Source organism: Rhodococcus sp. H36-A4 (assembly GCF_027158005.1).
GTDB lineage: Bacteria > Actinomycetota > Actinomycetes > Mycobacteriales > Mycobacteriaceae > Rhodococcoides.
In genome coordinates, this window is the sequence record NZ_JAPVLQ010000006.1 from 144,844 (window position 1) to 170,749 (window position 25,906).

The 25,906-nt window shown below is 62.2% G+C and carries 24 protein-coding genes; 20 read left to right on the forward strand and 4 right to left on the reverse strand.

What is annotated here, in order from left to right; translation table 11 throughout:
* Positions 1-87: 87 nt before the first annotated feature.
* Positions 88-939: a cyclase family protein gene (locus tag O1W68_RS17325; RefSeq protein WP_269305632.1), complete on the forward strand. Its 852-nt coding sequence runs from the start codon at positions 88-90 to the stop codon at positions 937-939.
* Here O1W68_RS17325 and O1W68_RS17330 read toward each other — a convergent pair.
* Positions 855-2,735, reverse strand: a complete 1,881-nt coding sequence (locus tag O1W68_RS17330) for a GGDEF domain-containing protein (protein ID WP_269305633.1) — start codon at positions 2,733-2,735, stop codon at positions 855-857. The genes O1W68_RS17325 and O1W68_RS17330 overlap by 85 nt on opposite strands.
* 427 nt (positions 2,736-3,162) lie before the next feature.
* Between O1W68_RS17330 and fmt the strand changes: the two genes are divergently transcribed.
* From fmt to O1W68_RS17425, 19 genes are all read left to right on the forward strand, one after another.
* The gene (gene fmt, locus O1W68_RS17335; protein ID WP_269305634.1) at positions 3,163-4,086 is read left to right on the forward strand and encodes a methionyl-tRNA formyltransferase; all 924 of its coding nucleotides are present in this window, start codon (positions 3,163-3,165) and stop codon (positions 4,084-4,086) included.
* On the forward strand, positions 4,083-5,618 hold the full coding sequence (locus tag O1W68_RS17340; RefSeq protein WP_269305636.1) for an RsmB/NOP family class I SAM-dependent RNA methyltransferase: 1,536 nt from the start codon (positions 4,083-4,085) through the stop codon (positions 5,616-5,618). Before fmt ends, O1W68_RS17340 begins: the two co-directional genes overlap by 4 nt.
* 68 nt (positions 5,619-5,686) lie before the next feature.
* Positions 5,687-6,064: an MmcQ/YjbR family DNA-binding protein gene (locus tag O1W68_RS17345; RefSeq protein WP_269305638.1), complete on the forward strand. Its 378-nt coding sequence runs from the start codon at positions 5,687-5,689 to the stop codon at positions 6,062-6,064.
* Positions 6,065-6,074: 10 nt separating this feature from the next.
* Positions 6,075-6,755, forward strand: coding sequence for a ribulose-phosphate 3-epimerase (gene rpe / locus O1W68_RS17350; protein WP_269305640.1), 681 nt, complete (start codon positions 6,075-6,077; stop codon positions 6,753-6,755).
* The gene (ribD, locus tag O1W68_RS17355; protein ID WP_269305642.1) at positions 6,752-7,786 is read left to right on the forward strand and encodes a bifunctional diaminohydroxyphosphoribosylaminopyrimidine deaminase/5-amino-6-(5-phosphoribosylamino)uracil reductase RibD; all 1,035 of its coding nucleotides are present in this window, start codon (positions 6,752-6,754) and stop codon (positions 7,784-7,786) included. Before rpe ends, ribD begins: the two co-directional genes overlap by 4 nt.
* Positions 7,787-7,868: 82 nt before the next feature.
* Positions 7,869-8,480 (forward strand): riboflavin synthase, encoded by a 612-nt coding sequence (locus tag O1W68_RS17360; protein WP_269305643.1) that lies wholly within the window; start codon positions 7,869-7,871, stop codon positions 8,478-8,480.
* 70 nt (positions 8,481-8,550) lie between these two features.
* Complete coding sequence (locus tag O1W68_RS17365) at positions 8,551-9,804, forward strand: bifunctional 3,4-dihydroxy-2-butanone-4-phosphate synthase/GTP cyclohydrolase II (RefSeq protein WP_269305645.1); 1,254 nt, start codon at positions 8,551-8,553, stop codon at positions 9,802-9,804.
* Complete coding sequence (gene ribH / locus O1W68_RS17370; RefSeq protein ID WP_269305646.1) at positions 9,801-10,298, forward strand: 6,7-dimethyl-8-ribityllumazine synthase; 498 nt, start codon at positions 9,801-9,803, stop codon at positions 10,296-10,298. The genes O1W68_RS17365 and ribH overlap by 4 nt, the downstream gene beginning before the upstream one ends.
* The gene (locus O1W68_RS17375; RefSeq protein ID WP_269305648.1) at positions 10,295-10,762 is read left to right on the forward strand and encodes a PH domain-containing protein; all 468 of its coding nucleotides are present in this window, start codon (positions 10,295-10,297) and stop codon (positions 10,760-10,762) included. Before ribH ends, O1W68_RS17375 begins: the two co-directional genes overlap by 4 nt.
* Positions 10,763-10,813: 51 nt before the next feature.
* The gene (gene uvrC / locus O1W68_RS17380) at positions 10,814-12,922 is read left to right on the forward strand and encodes an excinuclease ABC subunit UvrC (RefSeq protein ID WP_269305650.1); all 2,109 of its coding nucleotides are present in this window, start codon (positions 10,814-10,816) and stop codon (positions 12,920-12,922) included.
* Positions 12,849-13,856, forward strand: a complete 1,008-nt coding sequence (rapZ, locus tag O1W68_RS17385) for an RNase adapter RapZ (protein ID WP_442972407.1) — start codon at positions 12,849-12,851, stop codon at positions 13,854-13,856. Before uvrC ends, rapZ begins: the two co-directional genes overlap by 74 nt.
* Entirely contained in the window at positions 13,853-14,878 is a 1,026-nt protein-coding gene (locus O1W68_RS17390) for a gluconeogenesis factor YvcK family protein (RefSeq protein WP_269305652.1), read from the forward strand. Before rapZ ends, O1W68_RS17390 begins: the two co-directional genes overlap by 4 nt.
* Complete coding sequence (gene whiA / locus O1W68_RS17395) at positions 14,869-15,852, forward strand: DNA-binding protein WhiA (protein WP_084348827.1); 984 nt, start codon at positions 14,869-14,871, stop codon at positions 15,850-15,852. The genes O1W68_RS17390 and whiA overlap by 10 nt, the downstream gene beginning before the upstream one ends.
* A gap of 189 nt (positions 15,853-16,041) precedes the next feature.
* Positions 16,042-17,061: a type I glyceraldehyde-3-phosphate dehydrogenase gene (gene gap / locus O1W68_RS17400; protein WP_269305654.1), complete on the forward strand. Its 1,020-nt coding sequence runs from the start codon at positions 16,042-16,044 to the stop codon at positions 17,059-17,061.
* A gap of 5 nt (positions 17,062-17,066) precedes the next feature.
* Positions 17,067-18,278 carry a phosphoglycerate kinase gene (locus O1W68_RS17405; protein WP_269305656.1) on the forward strand — a complete coding sequence of 404 codons (1,212 nt, stop codon included), beginning with the start codon at positions 17,067-17,069 and terminating at the stop codon, positions 18,276-18,278.
* 3 nt (positions 18,279-18,281) lie between these two features.
* A complete protein-coding gene (gene tpiA, locus O1W68_RS17410) occupies positions 18,282-19,067 on the forward strand; it encodes a triose-phosphate isomerase (RefSeq protein WP_269305658.1) in 786 nt (261 codons plus the stop codon).
* Positions 19,068-19,248: 181 nt separating this feature from the next.
* On the forward strand, positions 19,249-19,482 hold the full coding sequence (secG, locus tag O1W68_RS17415) for a preprotein translocase subunit SecG (protein WP_084348831.1): 234 nt from the start codon (positions 19,249-19,251) through the stop codon (positions 19,480-19,482).
* 70 nt (positions 19,483-19,552) lie between these two features.
* The gene (gene ppc, locus O1W68_RS17420; RefSeq protein WP_269305661.1) at positions 19,553-22,375 is read left to right on the forward strand and encodes a phosphoenolpyruvate carboxylase; all 2,823 of its coding nucleotides are present in this window, start codon (positions 19,553-19,555) and stop codon (positions 22,373-22,375) included.
* Between the two features lie 142 nt (positions 22,376-22,517).
* Positions 22,518-22,676, forward strand: a complete 159-nt coding sequence (locus O1W68_RS17425) for a hypothetical protein (RefSeq protein ID WP_269305663.1) — start codon at positions 22,518-22,520, stop codon at positions 22,674-22,676.
* A gap of 29 nt (positions 22,677-22,705) precedes the next feature.
* On the opposite strand, the gene pgl is transcribed toward O1W68_RS17425, so the two are convergent.
* The 3 genes from pgl to zwf are packed head-to-tail and all read right to left on the reverse strand — an operon-like array spanning position 22,706 to position 25,906.
* Entirely contained in the window at positions 22,706-23,452 is a 747-nt protein-coding gene (gene pgl / locus O1W68_RS17430; RefSeq protein WP_269305665.1) for a 6-phosphogluconolactonase, read from the reverse strand.
* The gene (gene opcA, locus O1W68_RS17435) at positions 23,445-24,353 is read right to left on the reverse strand and encodes a glucose-6-phosphate dehydrogenase assembly protein OpcA (protein WP_331283590.1); all 909 of its coding nucleotides are present in this window, start codon (positions 24,351-24,353) and stop codon (positions 23,445-23,447) included. The genes pgl and opcA overlap by 8 nt, the downstream gene beginning before the upstream one ends.
* Complete coding sequence (zwf, locus tag O1W68_RS17440; RefSeq protein ID WP_269305668.1) at positions 24,350-25,906, reverse strand: glucose-6-phosphate dehydrogenase; 1,557 nt, start codon at positions 25,904-25,906, stop codon at positions 24,350-24,352. Before zwf ends, opcA begins: the two co-directional genes overlap by 4 nt.

Consider the following 25,906-nt stretch of genomic DNA (forward strand, 5'->3'; position numbering starts at 1 on the left):
AGTCTGTTTCCTACGGCATTGGGTCAAGTTCTTACGACACTGAGCAAGGGTGCAGTTCGGGCCCTGGGACAAGCGAAGGTTCATTCGATGAAAAGACGACAGCTGATTCGACGCGTGGCAACAGGTTTAGCAGTGGTTGCGGGCGCGCGTTTGGCGGGGCCAACACTTGCGCAGGCGGCGCCGGGAACAGGTTCGGCAGATCTTCCTGGGATCGGGATCCCCTTGGATCGCTTGCTGAAGATCGTGTCGCTTTCCCACGTCAACGACCCGGCCACGACACCAATATTCCCGGGTGATCCAGAGTTCGTTCTGGAGACTGCCGCCACCGTAGCCGAAGATGGTTTCTACATCCAGAATGTCAGGGAAGGCGAGCACACGGGCTCACATTGGGGAGCGCCGGCGCACTTCCAGGAGGGCGGGCTCACCGCCGACCAACTCGCGCCGGAAGATCTGTTCCTGCCTGCAGTGAAAATAGATGTTCGTGAGAAGTCAGCCGCGAATGCAGATTATGCGGTCACGGTCGCGGACCTGCAGGAATGGGAGACTGTCAACGGCCGTATCCCGTCGGGCGCAGCAGTCTTGTTATGGACGGGATGGAATGAGCGGTGGGGTTCGGATACGTACGCCAACGCCGATGCAGAGGGCGTGAGCCATCAGCCAGGTTTCTCTGTGGACGCGGCACGATGGCTCATCGCTACAGGCCGACTTGCTGATCGAGGAGCGTTGGGAACCGACACGTTCGGTCCCGATCTCGGCAACGACGAGACCTATCCGGTGTCGGTCGAACTTTACGACCGACGCAGAATCAGTTTGGAAAATCTCACCAACCTGGGTTCGTTGCCCACCACGGGGGCCTATGTTTTGGTCGGTGGTCCGATCAATCGAGCCGGGTCGGGTTCGCCCGCAACGATATTCGGACTGATCCCCAGGCTTCCTTGATCACCTGAACCGATCGGAATCCGCTGGATTTCCCGGTTGCGGTGGTTGGGCCACCAGTCGAATGCCGCAGCCTTATCGTCCAGGTTGTACACCATCCGCAGTGCGCCGTCGCAATCGTAGGTGAACACTCCAGCCTTACCGCTCTTCTTTGCCTCGTACATGGCCCGGTCCGCACTACGAACTAGGGCATCTGCCGTCACGTCGCCGTCGAAAACGTTCAATTCGACCACTCCCACGCTTGCGCCGATCGATACCAGGTGGCCCTCGATTTCTCGAGGCTCACGAAGTGCGTCGACTATCTCTTTTGCGGCCCGGCAACCGGCGTCGATGCCCGCGGGGATCAGTACGGTGAATTCGTCGCCACCGAATCGGGCGACGACGCCCCCATGTTCGCCGCCATCGACAGTGTCCGCCAACCGTTTCGAGAGGATCTCGAGCAAGCGGTCTCCGGCGCCGTGGCCGAGTCGATCGTTGATTGCCTTGAAGTTGTCCAGGTCGATCAACAGCAACACACCCGGTCGTCCGGTCGTGTTGTGGAGGTCGAGCGCTGTGCTCAGGTGATCATCGAATGCGGATCGGTTGAGCAGGCCGGTCAATCCGTCGTGGTGCGCTCGGTAGCTGAGCTCTGCCTGCGCCTCGGACAGCCTTCGGAGGAGTGTGTCGTTTTGCAGCAATGTCATCACCTGACGGGCCAGCGAGAGCACCACCACGGCGAAGAACAGTGCGAGCACCACGGTATCGACGGAACCGTGAACTGCCCATTGCACGCAGAGGAACGTGCCGATCAGCGCTATCAATGCGTAGGGAATCAACAGTTGGGTGCGATCACTGGCCACCGAAACGAGCGAAGGCCGGGGGGGAAAAGGCCGGCGGGAAAAAGGCCGGGGGGAAAAAGGCCGGGGGGAAACAGGCGATAGCCGGGGCGAGGTGGACCGAGTACACGGTGCCTCGGTCGAACCTTCGGTCCGACCGACATTGTCAGCGGGTCGACCGGTAGGTACGGACGCGGCGAGAGCAACCAGAACGGGTCCCGCGATGAAGCCTGCGTCGGCAACCAACGGCATCTCCTCGGCGCCGATGGCGACGAGATAGGCGTACAGACTGTCCGAGGTGGCCACGCAGACGAGTCCGGCGCCGAGTAGAGAAAGTTGTGCGCGATAACGGCGGGGGACGTCAGCGATGACGGCGAGTAGGCCGACCATGACGGCAAGTACCAGGTCGGTGATCGGGTACATCAATGCGACGAGGAACCGCAAAGAACTCGTCTCCTCGGATCGCACGACATGTCCCAGCGCGGTGGACCACGACAGTACGAACAGTGAGCCGACGATCACCATTCCGTCGAGAACAGAGGTGATCCAAGCGTGAGTGGAGCCGACCTCGGTGCGGCGCGGCGACTTTCCGACGACGGCGAGCAAAGCCGAGACGGAGAAGATCGGAAGCAGAAAGAAGCCGATGTCTGCATACGAAGGGGACGGCAACGCGGTGTGGAGAACCGAACGGTACAGAGCCCAGGTCAGCATGCCTGCCGACCAGCAAGCCATACCTACAGCCATCAGAACCCGCCACCTTCGCTCGGATCCGGTGCGATGCCTGGCCGTGTACCAGCAGATCGACGCGGCAGCGACGCCACAGATCAGCTGCGCGAGGTCGTCCAGAACGACGGAGAGCTGTTTCGGCAGAATTCCGGTCGAGACGATGCCGACTACGACGGCAACGACACCGAGGCATGCCGCAGTCCGTCGGCCCACCGTGTATTCGGACTCTGCCGCGGCCGAGGGGCTTGCGATGGACAAGCTCTCTCCTCTCGTACGCGCAAATTTATCGGCCGAGGCGGTGGTGCGTATCGGCTGGGTGGTACTCGTGTGTCGATCTTGTCGGCTGGTTCGAACCTGCCAGGTCCGACCGGGCTCGAGTTGCCCCGCGTGGCGGTTCGACGGACCCGTCGGTTCGACGCGCAGCCAGTGCGCGCGAGACCAGCGCGACATCGAGATGGTCGGGCCGACGCTCGCGTGCCCGACCAGGCTAGCGGGTGATCGCCGGCGACATCTCTGCTCGGGCCGATTGATGCCGAGTACGTGCAGTACCGCGCGATAGCGATGCAAGACCGACACGTGCCAGGACCCCGCAGGTGAGCGGCGGTTTGTCAGGACGTGAGCAGATGGTCCCTAGAATAGGGAGTTCGTCGTAAGAGTCGTATTGCCTATTCGTGGGAGCCCACTGGTGCGTGTTGTGTTTGCAGGGACGCCTGAACCGGCGGTTCCGTCGCTGGAACGTCTGATAGCTTCGGACAAGCATGAGGTGATAGCGGTAGTCACCCGACCCGATGCAGCGGCGGGCCGTGGACGCAAACAGGTTCGCTCGCCGATCGGTGTTCTGGCCGACTCACACGGCATCCCAGTGCTGACGCCTGCAAGGCCCTCAGATCCCGAGTTTCTCGAAGCATTGGCGGCATTGGAGCCCGACGTTTGCCCCGTCGTGGCCTACGGCGCCTTACTGCCTCGGCCGGTGTTGAACATCCCCCGGTTCGGTTGGATCAACCTTCACTTCTCACTGCTGCCTGCGTGGCGCGGCGCCGCCCCCGTGCAGGCAGCTATCGCCGCCGGTGACGACGTCACAGGTGCATCGACGTTTCTGCTCGAGGAAGGGATGGACACGGGGCCGATACTCGGCGTCGTAACCGAAGTCGTTCGGCCGTCGGACACCGCAGGCGAGCTGCTGTCCAGGCTCGCGATCAGTGGCGCCGAGCTGTTGGAAGCCACCCTGGATGCCATCGATGCAGGGGAGGCGTCCGCAGTTACACAAAGCGCGGACGGAGTCTCGTACGCCAAGAAGGTGACCGTCGACGCTGCACGCATCGACTGGATGCGTTCGGCAGCAGCAGTCGACCGTCAGATCCGTGCAGTCACACCCAACCCCGGCGCGTGGACGAAGGTAGGCGATATTCGCATGAAGGTCCTCCCGGTGACCGTATCGACCGAGAGCATGGAACCTGGACACATCGTTGTGCGAAAGGACGGTGTGTACGTAGGTACGGCAAGCACAGCAGTCGTCCTCGGTGACATAGTGCCGCAGGGCAAGAAACCGATGAAGGCACTCGACTGGGCTCGCGGAGCCCGACTTACGGAAACGGCAGTGGCACAATGAGTTCGGAAGACAAGCCCAGTCGCAGCAATGCGGGAGGCGGCCGACACGAGCAAGGTGGCCGCCCAGGAAAGCGTCGGCCGTCATCTACGGAGTCGTCCGGCACCAAAGGTGCGTCTCGACGTCCGCAGGGGACATCGCGCGGCACGGGCACCAACCGGCCGCCGCGGGGTAACGGCCCCGCCGCTGCCGGTGCGGTCGATGCGGCCCGTCTGGCAGCTCGCGACGTTCTCAAAGCTGTTCGGGTGCGCGACGCCTATGCCAACTTGGTCCTGCCCGGCCTGCTACGCGAGCGCAAACTCGATACTCGAGACGCAGCCCTGGCAACCGAACTCGCATACGGAGCGTCCCGTGCTCGTGGGCTGCTCGACGCCGTCATCGAGAGTGGCTCGGGCCGGTCCATCGCTGATATCGACGGCGGATTGCTCGATATTCTGCGGCTCGGGGCGTATCAACTACTCCGCACCAGAGTTGCACCGCACGCTGCGGTAGCTACGTCCGTCGATTTTGCCCGAGCGGAGTTCGGCAGCGGCAAGGCCGGCTTCGTCAACGCCGTGCTGCGACGAGTCTCGGAGAAGACCGAGGAGCAATGGGTGGAGGAGCTCGGTCCATCCGCAGAACAGGACCCTGTCGGACACCTGGCCTTCGAATATGCACACCCCAAGTGGATCGCCCAAGCGTTCGCCGATGCGCTCGGAGCCGACGCCGGTGAACTCGCGGACGTTCTGGCAGCAGACGATGCCCGTCCGGCCGTGCATCTCGTGGCGCGTCCGGGTGAGATCTCGGCGGAGGAACTGGCTCTCGTCACCGGTGGCGAAGAAGGTCCGTATTCGCCGTATGCAGTGCACCTCGACGGCGGGGATCCGGGCAAGCTCGACGCAGTTCGCGAGGGTCTCGCAGGAGTCCAGGACGAGGGCAGTCAACTTGTTGCCAGGGCGCTGACGCTGGCGCCGCTCGAAGGTCCGGACGGCGGTCGATGGCTCGACCTGTGTGCTGGGCCGGGAGGCAAGGCCGCGCTCCTCGGTGCGCTCGCCGAAATCGACGGTGCACAGATCGACGCAGTGGAACCGACGCCTCACCGCGCCGAGCTGGTCCGAAAGACCACCGCATCATTGCCTGTCACCGTCCACGTCGTCGACGGCCGAGACTCCGGCCTCGACCCCGGATTCGATCGTGTTCTCGTCGACGCCCCCTGCACCGGACTCGGCGCGCTGCGTCGACGTCCGGAAGCGCGGTGGCGTCGCTCACCCAAGGATGTCGCGGCACTGGTCACTCTCCAGAAGGAACTTCTCGCTTCGGCCATCTCGCTCGTGCGGCCGGGCGGCGTCGTCGTCTACTCCACGTGTTCGCCGCATCTGTCGGAAACGACCGCTGTCGTCGCCGACGCTGTCCGACGCTATGGCGTCGAACAACTGGACACGAGGGAGTTGCTGCCGGAAGTTCCGCTGATCGGCGACGGACCCTCGGTGCAGCTATGGCCACACCGGCACGGTACCGACGCGATGTTCATGGCTGCGCTCCGTAAACCTCTCTGACTCGAAGGACCGGGTCGGTACTCATTCGTCCAAGCGCCACTGCGGTGAGCGGAGGAGACTTTCGAATCATGAGCATCGATACGGAAGGCGTCGGCGCAGGCAGTTCCACGTGGAGGAGCGTCGTCGAATTCGCGCAGACGCTGCCGAAAGTGGCGTTGTCGACGTCGTATGGGACGCCTGCATTGAAGGTTGCCGGAAAGCTGTTCGCCAGGCTGCGTACCGAGGCAGAAGGTGGGCTGCTTCTGGTGTGCCGCCTGGACGAGAAACAAGCGCTTCTCTGCGGCGGGAGTCCCGCGTTCTATACGACCCAGCACTACGACGGGTACGGCTTCATCATCGTCGATCTCGACCTTGTCGACTGCGACGAACTGCGGGAGATGATCGTCGCGGCGTGGCGAGACAAGGCAAGCCCGACTGTGAGAAAGCAGTACGACGGTACCGACTAGGATCAGTGGTGTGGCAGCTCCGATGATCGCACCGTCCATCCTTTCCGCCGATTTCGCTCGTTTGGGTGAAGAAGCCGATGCAGTCGAGGGCTCCGACTGGTTGCACGTCGATGTCATGGACGCCCATTTCGTACCCAATCTGACGTTGGGGCTACCGGTAGTTCAGTCGTTGCTGAAGGCGACCGACATTCCGTTGGACTGCCATCTGATGATCGAGGATCCAGCTCGCTGGGCACCGCCGTACGCCGAGGCAGGCGCGTACAACGTCACGTTCCATGCCGAGGCGACCGATGATCCGATTGCGGTGGCCAAAAGTATTCGCGCAGCGGGTGGGAAAGCCGGGTTGGCCGTCAAACCTGACACACCCATCGAGCCGTACCTCGAGATCCTGCGCGCTTTCGACACGCTTCTTGTCATGAGCGTGGAGCCAGGATTCGGCGGGCAATCGTTCATGCCCGAGGTGCTGAGCAAGGCCGTGATCGTCCGATCGCTCGTCGATTCGGGTGAGCTGAAGCTGATCGTCGAAATCGACGGAGGCATCAATGTCGACACGATCGAGCAGGCCGCGGAGGCAGGAATCGATTGCTTCGTGGCGGGTTCGGCAGTCTATGGCACTTCGGATCCGGCAGGAGCGGTCCGTGGACTACGTGCGCAAGCAGCCCGGGCCTCGAAGCATCTGTTGCACGGATGAGCGTCGCCCGGATCGCTGGTGGCGGTTCCGCTGTCATTGACGAGGCGATGCAGTTGGCCGTCGACGAGGCCGACGCAGCCAGAGGGAGAACGAGCCCGAATCCGCCGGTGGGTGCGGTCATTCTCGACGTCGACGGGGTGGTCGTAGGCGTGGGGTCGACCCAACCGCCAGGTGGTCCACATGCCGAGGTAATGGCGTTGATGGAGGCAGGCGAGAAGGCGCGCGGAGGCACTGCGGTGGTCACGTTGGAACCGTGCAATCACACGGGCAGAACTGGTCCGTGCTCGCAGGCACTCGTCGAAGCTGGGATCGCCAAGGTGGTGTTCGCCGTGGCCGATCCCACTCCTTTGGCACAGGGTGGCGCCCGCACGCTGATCGAAGCAGGCGTACTCGTCGAGTCGGGGACGGGTGCCGACAGCGTCCTGAAGGGGCCACTGCGTGCATGGTTGCACAAGCAGCGGACCGGCCGTCCTCATGTGACCCTGAAGTACGCCGCAAGTCTGGACGGCCGAAGCGCTGCGGCCGACGGCTCCAGTCAATGGATCACGGGACCGGCAGCGCGTGCACACGTTCACGAGCAACGGTCCAAACTCGACGCCATCGTCGTCGGGACCGGCACGGTAATTGCCGACGATCCGAGACTGACCGCTCGGTTGCCCGACGGCAGCGACTCTCCACATCAGCCCACGCGAGTAGTCGTGGGACTTCGGGAAATATCCCCGGCTTCGCAGGTCCGGAGTTCCGACGCTCAGACATTGTTCGTGCGCAGTCGCGAGCCGGCCGATGTGATGCACGCGTTGGCCGAGCACACCGATGTTCTGATCGAAGGTGGACCGACACTGGCCGGTGCGTTTCTGGCCGCGGGGCTGGTCGACAGGATCGTGGCCTATATCGCTCCGGTCGTGCTGGGTTCCGGCGCGGCGGCGGTGGAAAATGCAGGTGTCGGAACAATCACCGACGCCTTGAGGTTTTCTATCGAAAGTGTCCAGCCGATCGGAGCCGACATACTTCTCAGCGCCGTTCCGACCTGACGCGCCTGAACTGCACGCACACGCACCATCCGCTGAAGTAGCGGAGACGACAAGAGATCGACCGGACAGGAGTGAGTACAAAGTGTTCACCGGAATCGTCGAAGAACTCGGCGAGATCATCGGCAGGGAAGACCTTGTCGACGCGGCCCGCTTCACGGTCAAGGGGCCGATCGTGACCTCCGACGCAGGTCATGGCGACTCCATTGCAGTGAACGGGGTGTGCCTGACCATCGTGGACGTGCTGGCAGAAGGCGCATTCACCGCTGATGTCATGCAGGAGACACTCGACAGATCGTCTTTGCAGCGGCTCGAGGTAGGCAGCCGGGTCAATTTGGAACGTGCCATGGCGATGGGTAGTCGCCTCGGTGGGCACCTGGTGCAGGGGCACGTCGACGGGACCGGAACCGTCGTTCATCGCTCGCCCTCGGAGAACTGGACCGTCGTGCGTGTATCGATGCCGACGTCGGTCGCTCGGTACGTCGTGGAAAAGGGCTCGATCACAGTCGACGGTGTGTCGTTGACCGTGTCGGCGCTCGGTAAGGAAGAAGGCGGCGAGCACTGGTTCGAGATCTCGCTGATCCCGACCACTCTCGACTTGACGACGTTGGGAAGTGCCGAGGTCGGCGCGCCCGTCAATCTCGAGGTGGACGTCATCGCCAAGTATGTGGAGCGCCTGCAGACCGTAGGCGCCTAGAAAGTACGCTCGAAGGTGCACCCGCACCCTCGGATGCATGATGGGGTATTACGAGTATGGAGCGCAGGACGTGACAAGGTTCGACAGTATCGAGCGCGCGGTCGCTGACATCGCCGCGGGCAAAGCAGTGGTAGTAGTCGATGACGAGGATCGCGAGAACGAAGGCGATCTCATCTTCGCCGCTGAAAAGGCAACGCCCGAACTCGTCGCGTTCATGGTGCGATACACATCCGGATATCTGTGTGTGCCGCTCGCCGGTGACGACTGTGATCGACTCGGGCTGCCGCCCATGTTCGCCACCAACCAGGACAAACATGGTACCGCATACACTGTGACCGTCGATGCGCGCGAGGGCATCGGCACTGGCATTTCCGCGTCCGATCGTGCAGCGACCATGCGGTTGTTGGCGGACCCGGACACCGGTGCGAACGATTTCACACGACCGGGTCATGTAGTACCGCTTCGTGCGAAGGAAGGCGGCGTTCTTCGTCGACCCGGACACACCGAAGCCGCCGTCGACCTCGCACGCATGGCCGATTTGCGGCCGGCGGGCGTCATCTGCGAAATCGTCAGCCAGAAGGACGAGGGCGCGATGGCTCAAACCGACGAACTGCGGGTATTTGCAGACGAACACAACCTGGCTCTGATCTCTATCGCCGACCTCATCGCGTGGCGTCGTAAGCACGAGAAGCATGTGGTCCGCGTCGCCGATGCACGCATCCCGACCAAACACGGGACGTTCCGTGCTGTCGGCTATCAGAGCGTGTACGACGAGGTCGAACACGTCGCGCTCGTCCGTGGCGACATCGCAGGCCCGGATGGCGATGGAAGCGACGTTCTCGTTCGCGTCCACTCGGAGTGCCTCACCGGCGACGTGTTCGGATCGCTTCGGTGCGATTGCGGACCCCAGCTGGACGCGGCGATGGACATGATTGCGGAAGAGGGTAGGGGCGTCGTGCTCTACATGCGCGGTCATGAGGGCCGCGGGATCGGTTTGCTGCACAAGCTGCAGGCCTACCAGCTTCAAGACGCGGGTTCGGACACCGTCGATGCAAACCTGCAGCTTGGGCTCCCCGCCGATTCCAGGGATTACGGGATCGGTGCCCAAATTCTTGTGGACCTCGGAATCTCGTCCATGCGGCTGCTCACCAACAATCCGGCGAAGCGAGTGGGGTTGGACGGATACGGACTTCACGTGACAGAGCGGGTGCCCATGCCGCTCCGCGCGAATGCCGAGAATCTGACATACCTTCGCACCAAACGAGACCGAATGGGTCACGACCTCGTCGGTTTGGACGAGTACGAAGCAGGGACCAACCGATGAGCGGTGAGGGCGAACCCGAACTGCAGCTCTCCGGTGCAGGTGACCTGAAGCTGGCTATCGTCGCAGGCCAGTGGCACAAGACGATTTCCGAGGCGCTGCTGGCAGGTGCCAAGCGGAAGGCCGAAGAGGTCGGCATCACCGACGTCACCGTGGTGCGTGTCGCCGGTGCGATCGAACTTCCGGTAGTTGCCCAGGCTCTGGCCAAATCGCATGACGCAGTGGTTGCACTCGGGGTGGTCATCCGTGGCGGTACCCCGCACTTCGAATACGTCTGCGATGCAGTCACGGCCGGTCTGACTCGGGTTTCGCTCGACGAAAGCACGCCCGTCACCAACGGCGTGCTCACGACTGACGACGAAGCACAGGCGCTCGATCGGGCCGGTCTCCCGGAATCGAAAGAGGACAAGGGTGCGCAAGCGGTGGCAGCTGCTGTCGACACCGCGCTGACACTCAAGCACCTACGTCAGCCGTGGACCGACGAGGCGTTCCGATGACCGACGAAGCTCGTTGGGAACTAGAGGTTCGTTCGATCAAGTCCGCTCGGTTCGCGATAGCGGCGGCGGTCGTGCTGCTGGTGTCGCACACCACCGTGGCGATCCTTCTGCGCGTGTCCCCGACCGGGGTTTACTTCCGCACTGCGGATCAGCTTGCCCTCGCCGGAATCGGTGTCCTGCTCGCCGGGATAGCGTTGTTGCTTACTCGACCGCGGGTGCGGGTCGGTAGAGAAGGCGTTGCCGTTCGCAACATTCTGTCCGAGCGCCTGATCGAATGGGACTTGGTGCGCGGGCTGTCGTTTCCCGACGGCGCCATGTGGGCTCGAGTGGACATCCCCGACGACGAGTTCATCCCGGTGATGGCAATTCAGTCCAACGATCGCGGCCACGCCGTCGACGCTGTGCGGGCATTCCGTTCGCTCGAAGCGAAGTACACGGGCGCCGACAGGTTACGAGAAGAGTGAGCGAGCAGCGCTGGGCCTGGTTCGTCGGTAGCTGCGGCTAGCCTGGGATACGTGTCCGATCCAGCTACGTACCGCCCTGCAACCGGAACTATTCCGGTCGAGCCCGGTGTGTACAAATTTCGTGATCCGCATGGACGGGTCATCTATGTCGGAAAAGCAAAAAGCCTTCGCAGCCGCCTGAACTCGTATTTCGCCGACGTCGCCTCTCTTCACCCCCGTACCAGACAGATGGTGACCACCGCGGCCTCAGTCGAGTGGACCGTCGTGACGACCGAGGTCGAGGCACTCCAGCTCGAATACAACTGGATCAAAGAGTTCGATCCTCGGTTCAATGTTCGCTATCGCGACGACAAGAGCTATCCGATGCTGGCGGTCACGATGAACGAAGAGTATCCACGACTGTTCGTCTACCGTGGCCCACGACGCAAGGGTGTGCGTTATTTCGGTCCGTACGCACATGCCTGGGCTATCCGGGAAACCCTCGATCTGCTGTTGCGGGTCTTTCCAGCACGTACCTGTTCGGCCGGAGTGTTCAAGAGGCACAAGCAGATCGGTCGACCTTGCCTGCTCGGGTACATCGACAAGTGCTCGGCGCCGTGCGTGGGTCGTGTCTCGGCCGACGAGCATCGCACGATCGTCGAGGACTTCTGCGACTTTCTGTCCGGTAAGACCGACAGACTGGTTCGCCAGATCGAGAAGCAGATGCAGACGGCGTCGGATGATCTGGACTTCGAAACCGCTGCCCGATTGCGTGACGACGTCGGCGCACTGCGTCGCGCGCTCGAGAAGCAGGCGGTAGTGCTCGGTGACGGCACCGATGCCGATCTCGTCGCCTTCGCCACCGATGCGCTCGAGGCCGCGGTGCAAGTATTTCATGTTCGCGGCGGACGTGTGCGAGGCCAGCGCGGCTGGGTCGTCGAGAAGGCAGGTGAGGTGATCGAGCAGCAGGCGGCCGATCAATCCGATCTCCCGGCATTGGTCGAGCAATTTCTCACCCAGTTCTACGGTGAGCAGGCTGCGCTGTCGTCACAGGTGCCGGGCAATCGGGACAGACAGAACGACGACGGCAGTGCCAACGCGGTTCCGCGTGAGGTTCTCGTACCCGTGTTGCCTGCCAACGCAGCCGAAGTGCAGCTGTGGCTCAGCTCGCTTCGCGGATCCAATGTGACGCTTCGAGTGCCGCAACGTGGGGATAAAAAGGCCCTCGCCGAGACGGTGGAGCGCAACGCAAAGGAAGCACTTGCGCAACATAAGCTCAAGCGAGCGGGAGATTTCACCTCGAGATCTGCAGCGTTGCAAGGCATTCAGGAAGCGCTGGATCTGGATTCGGCGCCGCTTCGTATCGAGTGCATCGATATCTCCCACGTGCAAGGGACCGATGTAGTCGCGTCGTTGGTGGTGTTCGAGGACGGGCTTCCACGCAAGAGCGACTACCGGCACTATTCCATCAAGGAAGCGGCCGGAGACGGGCACTCCGACGACGTGGCAAGTATTGCGGAGGTGACGCGTCGCAGGTTCCTGCGTCACAGTTCCGATGCGAGCGGAGCCGGTTCCGGTGGAGATCTCGCGCCTGAAGCGGCGCTGGACCCGCAGACCGGACGGCCACGGAGGTTTGCGTACCCTCCCAATCTTTTCGTGGTGGACGGCGGCGCACCTCAGGTAGCAGCAGCGGCCGAGGTTCTCGATGAGCTGGGCATCACCGATGTGGCTGTCGTCGGCTTGGCGAAACGACTCGAAGAAGTGTGGGTGCCGGGCGAGGCAGACCCTGTCATCCTGCCGCGTACCAGCGAATCTTTGTATCTGCTGCAACGTGTACGAGACGAGGCGCACCGTTTTGCGATCACGTTCCACCGCAGCAAACGATCCAGACGCATGACCGCATCGGCTCTCGACTCGGTCAAAGGGCTGGGGGAGAGTCGGCGAAATGCACTCGTCGGGCACTTCGGTTCGGTCGCGAAACTCAAAGAAGCGACCGTTGCCGACATCGTCGAGGTGCCCGGTATCGGTGAGATGACCGCCAAAGCTGTGCTCACTGCACTCAGCGGCGAAGCGGCTTCCGGCGCGCCCGGCGTCGAGGTGGGGGATGATGTCCCCGGTGGCGGCACGTTCGACGGGGGCGAACGCGGTCGGCAGGAAGCAACTTCGACAGGGCAGGCATGACGTGAACGAACCCGATATCCAGCATGCCACCGACCAGCCGGACGGGCAGGTCGGTCTAGGTGACGGCATCGAAGTGGCGCTCGTCACCGGGTTGTCCGGCGCAGGGCTTCGGACGGCTGCAAAAGTTCTCGAAGATCTCGGTTGGTACGTTGCCGACAATCTTCCACCCGAGCTGATATCACAGATGGTCGATCTCGGTCTCGAGTCGGAACCGCGGATCGATCGTCTTGCGTTGGTGATGGATGTTCGAAGTCGATTGTTCACGGGTGACCTCGACTGGGTGGTACGAGAACTCGATTCCAAGGGCGTCCGCAATCGTGTGCTGTTCCTCGACGCCACCGATGCCGCCCTGATTCAACGATTCGAATCGAATCGTCGCAGTCATCCGCTGCAGAACGACGGTCAGGACGGCACGCTCACCGAGGGCATCGCGGCGGAGCGGATTCGGTTGGCGCAGGTGAAAGCTGCCGCCGACGTCACCATCGATACCACTTCACTGTCCGTGCATCAACTACGGCGGAAGATCGAGACGGCCTTCAGCGGTGTCGACGCAGATCTGATCGGTGTGACCGTTCAGTCGTTCGGGTTCAAGTACGGACTCCCCATGGACGCTGATGTGGTCTGCGACGTACGGTTCCTTCCCAATCCACATTGGATTCCAGAATTGCGAGAGCACACCGGTCGTAACCCCGAAGTGAGCGAGTACGTCCTGAGTCAGGACGGTGCGCAGGACTATCTGCAGACGTTCCATCACCTGTTGCAGCTGACGGTGAACGGCTATCGGCGAGAGGGTAAGCAGTACATGACGGTGGCGGTGGGTTGCACGGGCGGCAAACATCGGAGCGTGGCGATGTCGGAGGCTTTGGCCGTACTTCTTGGCCGGCACGATGATTTGTCAGTGCGGGTTCAGCATCGCGATGCAGGCCGCGAATGACTGCGAAAGACGGCGGCGCTGTCGGATCTTCGCTGAAGATCGTGGCTCTCGGTGGGGGACATGGCCTGTACGCGACGCTCAGTGCCGCACGCAGACTGGCGTCGGATGTGACCGCGGTGGTCACCGTGGCAGATGACGGCGGATCTTCCGGTCGACTCCGCGCCGAACTGGGTGTACTGCCGCCGGGTGATCTACGCATGGCGCTCACTGCTCTGGCTGCCGAGGATCCGCGAACGCAGCGATGGGCGGAAGTCCTCCAGCACCGGTTCGGTGGTTCCGGCGCGCTGGCGGGACACTCGGTTGGAAACCTGATCCTCGCCGGGCTCACCGAAGTTATCGGTGATCCGGTATCGGCACTGGAAGAGATCGGATCTCTGCTCGGCATCGAGGGACAAGTGGTGCCGATGGCACTGGTACCTCTCGACATAGAAGCCGACGTGTCTGGCCTCGAGGACGATCCTCGTGTGAGCAGAGTCATTCGTGGTCAGGTCGCTGTCGCCACCACTCCCGGCAAAGTGAGAAGGGTGCGACTGACGCCACCCGGTCCGCCGGCGACGCCCGAGGCGGTAGCGGCAATCGAGGCGGCCGACCTTGTCGTACTCGGGCCGGGTTCGTGGTTCTCGAGCGTCATTCCGCATGTCTTGGTTCCGGATCTACTCACGGCGCTCGAGACGACAGCCGCGCAGAAGGTTCTGGTACTGAACCTTGCACCGGAGCTCGGCGAGACCACAGGATTCTCTGCGGAGCGTCATCTGCACGTACTCTCCCAACACGCACCTGATTTCTCCGTGGACTACGTCGTGGTGGATTCCGCCTTCGTCCCGGACGGCGCGGAACGCGACCATGTGGCCCGAGCTGCTGCACGGCTCGGGGCCGACGTCGTCTACGTGGACGTCGCCGAATCAGGAACTCACGCGCATCATTTCGGCAAGTTGGCTGCTGCCCTCGGTAACATCGTCTCGTCGCGGGACGAGGCACCGATGGGTTCCGCACGCAGAGAGGGGAACACTTCGTGGCCATGACAGCGGAGGTGAAGGACGAGCTGAGCAGGCTCGCGATTACCCAGGTGAGCTGCAGGCGAGCCGAAGTATCGGCTCTGCTGCGATTCGCCGGTGGGCTTCACATCGTTGCAGGAAGAGTCGTCGTGGAAGCGGAGGTCGATCTCGGATCGATCGCTCGGCGCCTGCGACGCGAAATTTTCGAACTCTACGGCTATTCGTCCGACGTCCACGTCCTGAGTGCCGGCGGGCTACGTAAGACCTCGCGCTACGTCGTCCGAGTCGCCAAGGACGGAGAGGCGTTGGCCAGACAAACTGGACTGCTCGACATGCGTGGCCGTCCTGTCCGAGGTCTCCCGGCGCAGGTCGTCGGCGGAACGATCGGCGATGCAGAAGCTGCCTGGCGGGGTGCATTCCTCGCCCATGGATCACTCACCGAGCCAGGTCGCTCGTCGGCGCTCGAGATCAGCTGCCCAGGACCCGAAGCGGCGTTGGCCTTGGTCGGCGCTGCGAGGCGCCTCGGTGTCGCAGCAAAAGCACGCGAAGTTCGCGGTACCGACCGAGTCGTCGTTCGTGACGGTGAAGCGATCGGCGCACTCTTGACCCGGATGGGCGCTCAGGACACCCGGTTGGTGTGGGAAGAGCGTCGGATGCGCAGGGAAGTGCGTGCCACCGCAAACCGCCTCGCGAACTTCGACGACGCCAACCTCCGGAGATCAGCTCGAGCTGCCGTCGCGGCTGCGGCGCGGGTGGAGCGAGCCTTGAACATTCTCGGGGACGAGGTACCGGACCATCTGGCAGACGCCGGTGCTCTCCGCGTACAGCATCGCCAGGCGTCGCTGGAAGAACTCGGTCAGCTCGCTGATCCACCGATGACGAAGGACGCCGTCGCCGGAAGAATCCGTCGACTGTTGTCGATGGCGGATCGTAAAGCCAAGGACACCGGCATTCCGGACACCGAGTCGGCCGTCACGGCGGAATTACTCGACGAGGCCTGAACGGTCCGGTCCTGGGTGTCGCGCGCGCGAGCGGTGCCCGCACACTAGGGTGGAATCTGCGCGCGCGGAAGTTCGCATGCGCAGACCACGAAGAACCGGTTCAACAGCACCGGTTCGAAGACATCGTTCGACAACATCGTTCGACAACATCGGTGCAACGACATCGATTCAACAACTTAGGAGCGAATAGTGACGATCCGGGTAGGCGTTAACGGTTTCGGCCGTATCGGACGTAACTTCTTCAGGGCGGTAGATGCGCAGAAGGCTTTGGGCACAACCGATATCGAGATCGTCGCCGTCAATGACCTCACGGACAACGCGAGCCTCGCTCACCTCCTGAAGTACGACTCCATCCTCGGGCGCCTGCCCCACGAGGTGAGCCTGGAGGGTGACGACACGATCGTTGTCGGAAACCAGAAGATCAAGGTTCTGTCGCTGCGCGAGGGACCTTCGGCGCTCCCATGGGGCGATCTGGGTGTCGACGTGGTCGTGGAGTCCACCGGTATCTTCACCGACGCTGCCAAGGCAAAGGGACACCTCGACGCAGGCGCGAAGAAGGTCATCATCTCCGCTCCCGCCAAGGGCGAAGACATCACGATCGTCATGGGCGTCAACGACGACAAGTACGACGGCAGCCAGAACATCATCTCCAACGCGTCGTGCACCACCAACTGCCTCGGCCCCATCGCGAAGGTCCTCGACGACAACTTCGGCATCGTCAAGGGGCTGATGACGACCATCCATGCGTACACCCAGGACCAGAACCTGCAGGACGGTCCGCATTCGGACCTTCGTCGCGCACGCGCGGCCGCTCTGAACGTCGTTCCGACCGGCACCGGCGCAGCGAAGGCCATCGGCCTGGTTCTCCCGCAGCTGCTCGGCAAGCTCGACGGCTACGCACTTCGGGTTCCGATCCCAACCGGCTCCGTCACCGACCTCACCGCCCACCTCGCGAAGAAGGCGAGTGTCGAGGAGATCAACGAGGCAATGCGGATCGCAGCTGAGGGACCGCTCAAGGGGATCCTGAAGTACAACACCGACCCGATCGTCTCCTCGGACATCGTCACCGACCCGCACTCGAGCGTCTTCGACGCACCGCTGACGAAGGTCATCGACGACCAGGTCAAGATCGTCTCCTGGTATGACAACGAGTGGGGCTACTCCAACCGCCTCGTGGACCTCATCGGACTCGTCGGAAAGTCTCTCTGATCACTATGGCCGTGAAGACACTGCAGGATCTGCTATCGGCCGGCGTGTCCGGCCGCGCAGTGCTCGTGCGCGCCGACTTCAACGTTCCGATCGAGAACGGTGTCATCACCGATCCCGGTCGGATCGTTGCGTCGCTGCCCACACTGAAAGCGCTGCTCGACGCCGATGCGAAGCTGATCATCACAGCGCACCTCGGCCGTCCCGACGGCAAACCGGAGGCGAAGTACTCGCTGGCTCCGGTCGCGGCGAAGCTGGGTGAGCTGCTCGGGCGCCATGTTCAACTCGCAGGCGACGTCGTCGGTCAGGACGCACAGGCACGCGCCGAGGGTCTGACGGACGGCGATGTACTCCTGCTGGAGAACATCCGCTTCGACCCGCGGGAGACCAGCAAGGACGACGCCGAGCGCGCGAGCTTGGCTGCGGAACTCGTTGCATTGACCGATGGCGAGGGCGCTTTCGTATCCGACGGGTTCGGGGTGGTTCATCGCAAGCAAGCGTCAGTTTTCGACGTTGCCGCACTCCTGCCGTCGTACGCGGGGAATCTCGTGGCCACCGAGGTAGAGGTCTTGAAGACACTCACCGAGACCCCGAAACGACCGTACGCAGTGGTCCTGGGTGGTTCGAAGGTGACGGACAAGCTCGCGGTGATCGAGGCCCTTGCACCGAAGGTCGATACCCTCGTGATCGGCGGCGGCATGTGCTTCACATTCCTCGCTGCGCAGGGTGTTTCGGTGGGTACCTCGCTTCTGCAGGAGGACATGATCGACACCTGCAAAGATCTGCTCGAGCGATTCGGAGACGTCATTCATCTCCCCAAGGATGTCGTCGTTGCCGATTCGTTCTCTGCTTCTGCCGAATCGAAGATTGTTCAGTCCTACGAGATTCCGGACGGCTGGATGGGGCTCGATATCGGACCGGAGTCCGTGGAGCGCTTCGGAGCGGTCCTACGCGCGGCCAAGACAGTGTTCTGGAACGGACCGATGGGCGTGTTCGAGTTCGAGAAGTTTGCGGCCGGGACCAAGGGCTTGGCCGAAGCGATCGGATCGGCTACGGCCCACGGTGCGTTCAGTGTCGTGGGTGGTGGTGATTCCGCTGCAGCCGTACGTGCCCTCGGGTTGCCGGACGACGGCTTCTCGCACATCTCGACCGGGGGTGGCGCGTCCCTCGAGTACCTCGAGGGCAAGCACCTTCCCGGACTCGCAGCCTTGGAGGTCTGACTCGTGTCACGCAAGCCGCTCATTGCAGGCAACTGGAAAATGAATCTGAACCACCTCGAAGCGATTTCGCTGGTGCAGAAGATCGCGTTCTCGCTCCCGGCAAAGTACTTCGACAAGGTCGACGTGACGGTTATCCCGCCGTTCACCGACATCCGCAGCGTGCAAACCCTCATCGAGGGTGACAAGCTTCTGCTCACCTTCGGAGCGCAGGACGTGTCGGCGCACGATTCGGGTGCGTTTACAGGCGAAATCAGCGGCTCGATGCTGGCGAAGCTGGGTGTCACATTCGTGGTCGTCGGCCATTCCGAGCGTCGCACGCTACACAGCGAGGACGACGCGACGGTGTCGGCCAAGACCAAGGCGGCTCTGAAGAACGGGCTCACCCCGATCGTCTGCATCGGTGAGGGCTTGAACATCAGGGAGGCCGGTGAGCACGTGTCGTACAACATCAAGCAGCTGCGCGGCTCGCTGAGTGGACTGTCGGCCGAGGACATCTCGAAGGTTGTCATCGCCTACGAGCCGGTCTGGGCCATCGGTACAGGTCGAGTGGCCAGCGCGTCCGATGCTCAAGAAGTGTGCGGCGCGATCCGTGAGGAACTGAAGACCCTGGCTTCCGACGAAGTTGCCGCAGTGGTTCGAGTTCTCTACGGAGGTTCGGTCAACGCCAAGAACGTCGGCGAGATCGTCGGACAGGTCGATGTCGACGGGGCGCTCGTCGGAGGCGCATCCCTCAAGGCGGACGAATTTGCCACACTGTCGGCTATCGCCGCCGGTGGGCCTCTTCCCTGATCCGGAGTTTTTCGTTTCGATTCTCGGTTTTCAGGCACGAGAGTACGAAGGGTCGTCGGGCAGTTGACGCGATCGTGTCAGATTCGAACGGTTCGGACACCGTGCTCCTCGGGCACGGTGTCCGAACCTGTTCGTAGGGCAGGTAAGCTGCCAAAGGCATCCAATCGATTTTGAGGTGGACATGGATCTGTTTCTCGATATCCTGCTGGTTATCACCAGTCTGGCGCTGATTTTGTTGATCCTGCTGCATCGCGGTAAGGGCGGCGGTCTGTCCAGTCTGTTCGGTGGTGGCGTCCAGTCGAGCTTGTCCAGCTCGACTGTGGTCGAGAAGAACCTCGATCGTTTGACGATTTTCACCGGAGTGGTGTGGCTTATCGCAATTCTCGGAATCGGTCTGGAAATCAAGTACTCCTGATATTCGGCTGACCGCAGTATCGATCCGGTCTTGGGCTGCGCACGCGGCTCGACTCGGCGATACTGGGGGGATGAGCGAATCCTCTTACGAGTCGGTCGGGTCACCTGCATTCGTCGTACCCACCACTCAGGGCCGTGAGTTGACCGAGCCCCTCCGCGAGGACATCCGGTATCTCGGTGGAATCCTCGGCGACATCATTCGTGAACACGAAGGTCCTGACGTGTTCGATCTCGTCGAACGCGCGCGATTAGAATCTTTCGCTGTTCGCCGATCCGAGGTCGAGCGCGAAGATTCTGCCGGCTTTTATGCCGATGCCGATGTGGCCCAAGCGATTCCATTGATTCGAGCGTTCAGCCACTTCTCGCTCCTTGCGAATCTTGCGGAGGACCTACACCGCGAGCGACGGCGCGCCATCCACGTCGACAGAAACGATCCGCCGCAGGCCAGTAGTCTCGATGCAACGTGGCTCGCGCTCGATGCAGCGGGCCTCACCAGATCGCAGGTGACTGCAGCGCTGGCGGACGCGCTGGTTTCGCCGGTGATCACGGCGCATCCCACCGAGACCCGTCGGCGCACCGTATTCGACGTCCAGGCGAAAATCACCGACCTGATGCGCCGGCGCCAGGTCGTCTCGACGGCCAAGGCCTCTAGTTCCGCGCAGGAATTGACGTCCATCGACACCCAGATCCGGCGTCAAGTACTGACTTTGTGGGAAACAGCCCTGATTCGTTTGTCGCGCTTGCGTATTCAAGATGAGATCGAGGTCGGTCTTCGCTATTTCGAATCTTCGTTGTTCGATGTCATTCCGGAGCTGAACGCCGATGTGAGGGCCGCACTGCGGCTCCGGTGGCCGGACAGCAATCTGCTTGCACGACCCATTCTGCGTCCCGGTTCCTGGATCGGTGGAGATCGCGACGGAAATCCTAACGTGACCGCCGAGGTGGTGCATTCCGCCACACACCAAGCCGGGTACGTCGCCTTTGCTTACTACTTGGACGAATTGGTCTCGCTCGAGAAAGAACTGTCGATGTCTGCCAGGCTGGTGGCCGTCAGCGAGGACCTGCTCACCCTCGCTTCCGCCTCGGACGAGCCGGATGATCGTCGGTCCGATGAGCCGTATCGTGTTGCGATAGCCGGTATTCGAGCACGACTGTCGGCCACTGCCGCTGCGGTACTCGACTCGGTACCGGTGTCGGCGCTCGACCGCGGGTCGGCACCGTACTCTCGGCCACAGGAGGTTCTCGACGATTTGGACACGGTCGATCGAGCCTTGCGTGCAGACGGTGACGCACTGATTGCCGATGATCGACTTCGAAAGTTGCGGCAGTCTGTCGAGACTTTCGGCTTTCACCTGCAAGCGTTGGACATGCGACAGAATTCCGAGACACACGAAGTTGTGGTCGCCGAGCTTCTCGCGTGGGCCGGCGTCCATCAGGACTACCTGTCACTCGACGAGGCGGACCGGGTGACAGTACTCTCTCGTGAGCTGACGACCCGGCGCCCATTGATCGGTCCGACCGCCGAGCTCAGCGAGCTCGCGACGAAGGAACTGGGCATCGTTCGAGCTGCCAAGGAAGCCATCGATCATCTGGGTCCCGAGACGATCCAGAATTACATCATCAGCATGTGCGAGTCCGTCAGCGACATGCTGGAGGCAGCCTTGTTGCTCAAGGAAGCGGGGATTTTCGACCCCGGAGTCGACGGGTCGGCACCGACGTCGTCCGTGGGCGTCGTACCGCTCTTCGAGACTATCGAGGATCTGCAACAGGGCGCGGCAACGCTGATCGCCACTCTCGAAGTGCCGGTGTATCGAGCGCTGATCGCTGGTCGCGGCATGAACCAAGAAGTCATGTTGGGGTACTCGGACTCCAACAAAGACGGCGGATACCTGGCGGCCAACTGGGCGCTGTATCGAGCTGAACTCGACCTGCTCGAAGCTTCGCGCAAGACCGGGATCAGGTTGCGGCTCTTCCACGGTCGAGGAGGCACTATCGGCCGCGGTGGTGGCCCGAGCTACGACGCGATACTGGCGCAGCCGCCCGGGGTCGTGCAGGGTTCACTTCGGTTGACCGAGCAGGGCGAGATCATCGCCGCCAAGTATGCCGAGCCTTCCAGGGCTCGTCGGAATCTGGAGTCGCTCGTCGCTGGAACGCTCGAGTCGACGTTGTTGGATGTCGAAGGCCTAGGCGACGATGCGGAGCCTGCCTACGCGGTCCTCGACGATCTAGCCGAGCGAGCGCGTGCGGCATACGGCCGACTGGTCCATGAAGAGCCTGGATTTGTCGAGTACTTCCGGATGGCGACGCCAGTAGCGGAGGTCGGTGAGTTGAACATCGGAAGCCGTCCCGCCTCCCGTAAGCCGACCAATTCGGTGAGCGACCTTCGCGCGATCCCGTGGGTCATGTCGTGGAGTCAGTGTCGAGTCATGCTTCCGGGCTGGTATGGAACAGGAACTGCGATAGAAGAGTGGGTCGGCGGGGACGAGGACAAATTCGACTCTCTCACCGATCTCTATCGGACATGGCCGTTTTTCCAAACCGTGTTGTCCAACCTTGCCCAGGTGATGGCCAAGTCCGACTTGGGTATTGCCGCGCGCTATGCAGAGCTCGTCCCCGACCGGGAGCTACGCGGACGGATTTTCGGAATGATCGAGACCGAGCACGCGAAGACGGTGCGCATGTATCTACGGATCACCGGTCACACTCGACTGCTCGAGGACAACCCGGCATTGGAGCGGTCGGTTCACAACAGGTTCCCGTATCTCGAACCGTTGAACCAGATGCAGGTGGAAATGTTGCGCCGGTTCCGCGCAGGCGATACAGATGAACGCGTCAAACGCGGAATTCTGTTGACGATGAACGGTCTCGCGACCGCACTTCGCAACAGCGGCTGAGTTTGCGTTCGCCCGGGCTCGATCGGTCCCGGGCAACGAGCGGCTCGGCACGATCGAACGAATTGGGACGTCGGTGGAACCGGTCCCGTTGTCGGCGCGTCATAGGAGGTAGGGGACGGGACCGCGGACCAAGGAGGCAGACATGTCGCAATGCAGAGAAAGCATCGAATCATGGCGCGACGGAAGGGCTTACCGCTCGGTCGGGCACGGGGCGCGTCGAGTTCAGCTGCCGGTCAGGCAGACCCCGGTCGACGCCGAGCAGGCTCTCGAATCGGACACACACGGCGCCGATCCTGTCTGATTCGACAAGAATCGGCGCCTACTGTGTCCTCAGTCGGTGGCAAGTCCCGACGCTGCATCCGCGTCGAGGAACCATACGGTCGAGGTAGAACCCAGCGCACCGGCAGACGGAATGTCGACTGGGTCGGCGCCACCTACGGCAGCGGATACCGCTTCGGCCTTCGCGAGACCGGACACCAGCAACCACACATGCTTGGCGCGTTGAATTGCCGGTAGCGTCAACGTGATTCGAACCGCTGGTGGCTTGGGGGAGTCCTCGACTGCAACGACGTAGTGAGTCTTCTCGCGCACTGCATCGGTATGCGGGAAGAGCGAATTGACGTGGCCCTCACCGCCCATACCGAGCAGATGGATGTCGAACGCCGGAGTGTGGTCACCCTCCGAATGCGACCCCAGAATTTGCGCATAGGTCACGGCGGCGAGTCGCGCATCGCTCCCGTGCGGTCCGTCGGACGCGGCCATCGGGAACACACGGTCCGGGTGAACCGGGACGTGGTCGAGTAGAGCGTCCCTGGCTTGTACTTCGTTCCGTTCCGGATCGCCCGACGGAAGGAAGCGTTCGTCACCGAAGTAGACGTCCACTTGTGACCAGTCGATTGCGCCGGAGTCCTCTCGCAGGGCTTCGAGCAACGCGATTCCGGTGCCGCCCCCCGTGAGTACGACCGAGGCAGAACCGCGATCGGCCTGGGCGGCGACAATCACTTCGACGAACCGGGATCGCGCAGCGTCGACCAGTGCTTGCGCGTCCAGGAACCGCAGAACAGACGTCTCACTCATAGCTCACCTTGGACAGCCCTTTCAATGCGAGTTCATAGATTTCATCGGTATCGAGTCGGCGTAATTCTTCGGCAAGGCACTCGCGAGTCTCACGGCGCGCGAGTGCGACCTCGGCGTCGGGTTGACCTGTTCTCGACAGCGTTGCCGTCTTTCCCGTCTGGGGTCGAACAATACTGATCGCGCTGTTCTCACGCTTCAGTTCGACTTTCAGTTCACCAGTCCTACGGTGCACCGGTACTTCGAGCTTCACTGCGAGCCACCCTGCGAGGATGTCGAGTGCAGGCTCCTCCGCGAGGCCGGAAACAGTGACGTCCAAGACCTTCTCGTACGGAGCCTGATCCAACGCGGTGGCGAGCAACCCACGCCAGTAGGTGACTCGACTCCACGATAGGTCCGAGTCGCCCTGGGTGTAGCTGTCGAGCCGTGACTTGATCGTCGACGTCGGATCCGACGACTTCGTCGCATCGGTAATTCGCCGAATTGCCAATTTGCCCAACGGATCTTGCGCGGGGATCTTTGGCGCTTCGTTCGGCCACCAGACTACGATCGGGGTGTCCGGTAACAGAAACGGAATGACGACACTGTGCTCGTGCTCGGCAAGTTCACCGTGCAGCCTGAGTACAACTACCTCGGACGCTCCGGCATCGCCACCCACCCGAATTTGGGCATCCAGCCCGGATTCGACAGATCTGTCTCCGCGAATGAGGACGATGACGCGACACGGATGCTCGCGGCTCGCTTCGTTGGCGGCCTCTATCGCAGGCTCGGCTTGCTCGCTGTCACGGCTGGCGACGATAAGCGTGAGCACCCGTCCGATGGTGACAGCGCCACCGGATTCACGAAGCTCGATCAGCTTCTTGCCCACTGCCCTTGTCGTCGTGGCGGGCATATCGACGATCACGGCCTTCTCCATTCGCGTCCGGTGCGGTGCATCATTTCGTCGCCCGATGTCGGACCCCACGTACCTGCCTCGTACGGCTCTGCTGTGCCACCCGCAGCCCAGAAGTCGAGAATCGGATCCAGAATCTGCCACGAAAGTTCGACCTCGGCGTTGACCGGGAACAGTGATGGCTCACCGAGCAGCACATCGAGGATGAGTCGCTCGTACGCCTCGGGTGAAGACTCCGTGAACGCCTGGCCGTAGCTGAAGTCCATGCTGACGTCTCGAACCTGCATGCTCGACCCAGGCACCTTGGACCCGAAACGCATCGTCACACCCTCATCGGGTTGAACTCTGATGACGAGTGCATTCTGGCCGAGTTCTTCTGTCATCGTTTCGTCGAAAGGAAGATGCGGCGCACGTTTGAACACCATCGCAATTTCGGTAACCCGGCGACCGAGTGCCTTACCTGTCCTGAGATAGAAAGGAACTCCACCCCATCGCCGCGTGTCGACCTCCAGCGTGATGGCGGCGTAGGTCTCGGTATTCGACTCGGTGTCGAAACCCTCCTCTTCCTTCAGACCCTTGACCTTCTGACTGCCCTGCCAACCCGCGCTGTATTGACCGCGCGCGGAAGTCTGGGCCAGTGGTTCCGCCAACTTCGTTGCCGAGAGAACTTTGATCTTCTCCGACTGCAATTCGGTGGGACTGAAACTGACCGGCTCCTCCATGGCAGTGATGGCCAACAGTTGCAGCAGGTGATTCTGAATCACGTCACGCGCTGCACCGATGCCGTCGTAGTAACCGGCCCGCCCACCTAGACCGATATCTTCGGCCATGGTGATCTGGACGTGATCGACATAGTGCGCGTTCCAGATCGGATCGAACAACTGGTTCGCGAACCGGAGCGCCAAAATGTTCTGAACGGTTTCCTTGCCGAGGTAGTGGTCGATGCGGAAAACGGTGTCCTCGGGAAACACTCGGTTCACGACGGCGTTCAGTTCCTTGGCGCTCGCTAGGTCGTGGCCGAAAGGCTTCTCGATGACGACGCGACGCCAATTGTCGTCGGTGCTCTGCGCCAGCCCGGATCGCGAGAGTTGTTCGAGCACTACCGGAAATGCGCTGGGAGGTACCGAAAGGTAGAAGGCGTGGTTACCGGCGGTTCCACGTGTTGCGTCCAATTCCCCCAGCGTGCGGGCCAATTCGTCGAACGCGGCGTCGTCGTCGAATGACCCCTGTACGAACCGGAATCCTTCGGCGAGTGTGTTCCACACTTCTTCGCTGAAGGGCGTTCGTGCGTGATCGCGGACTGCATCGTGCACGATCTTCGCGAAATCTTCGTTGCCCCACTCGCGACGAGCGAATCCGACCAAGGCGAAACCGGGGGGGAGTAGCCCCCGGTTCGCCAGGTCGTACACCGCAGGCATGAGCTTCTTTCGAGCGAGATCGCCTGTGACGCCGAATATCACCAGGCTGCACGGGCCGGCGATACGCGGAAGGCGTTTGTCGCGAGGGTCACGAAGTGGGTTGTGCCACTCCGCATTGCTCTTCGGGTCAGTGTCTGCGGTGGCCAC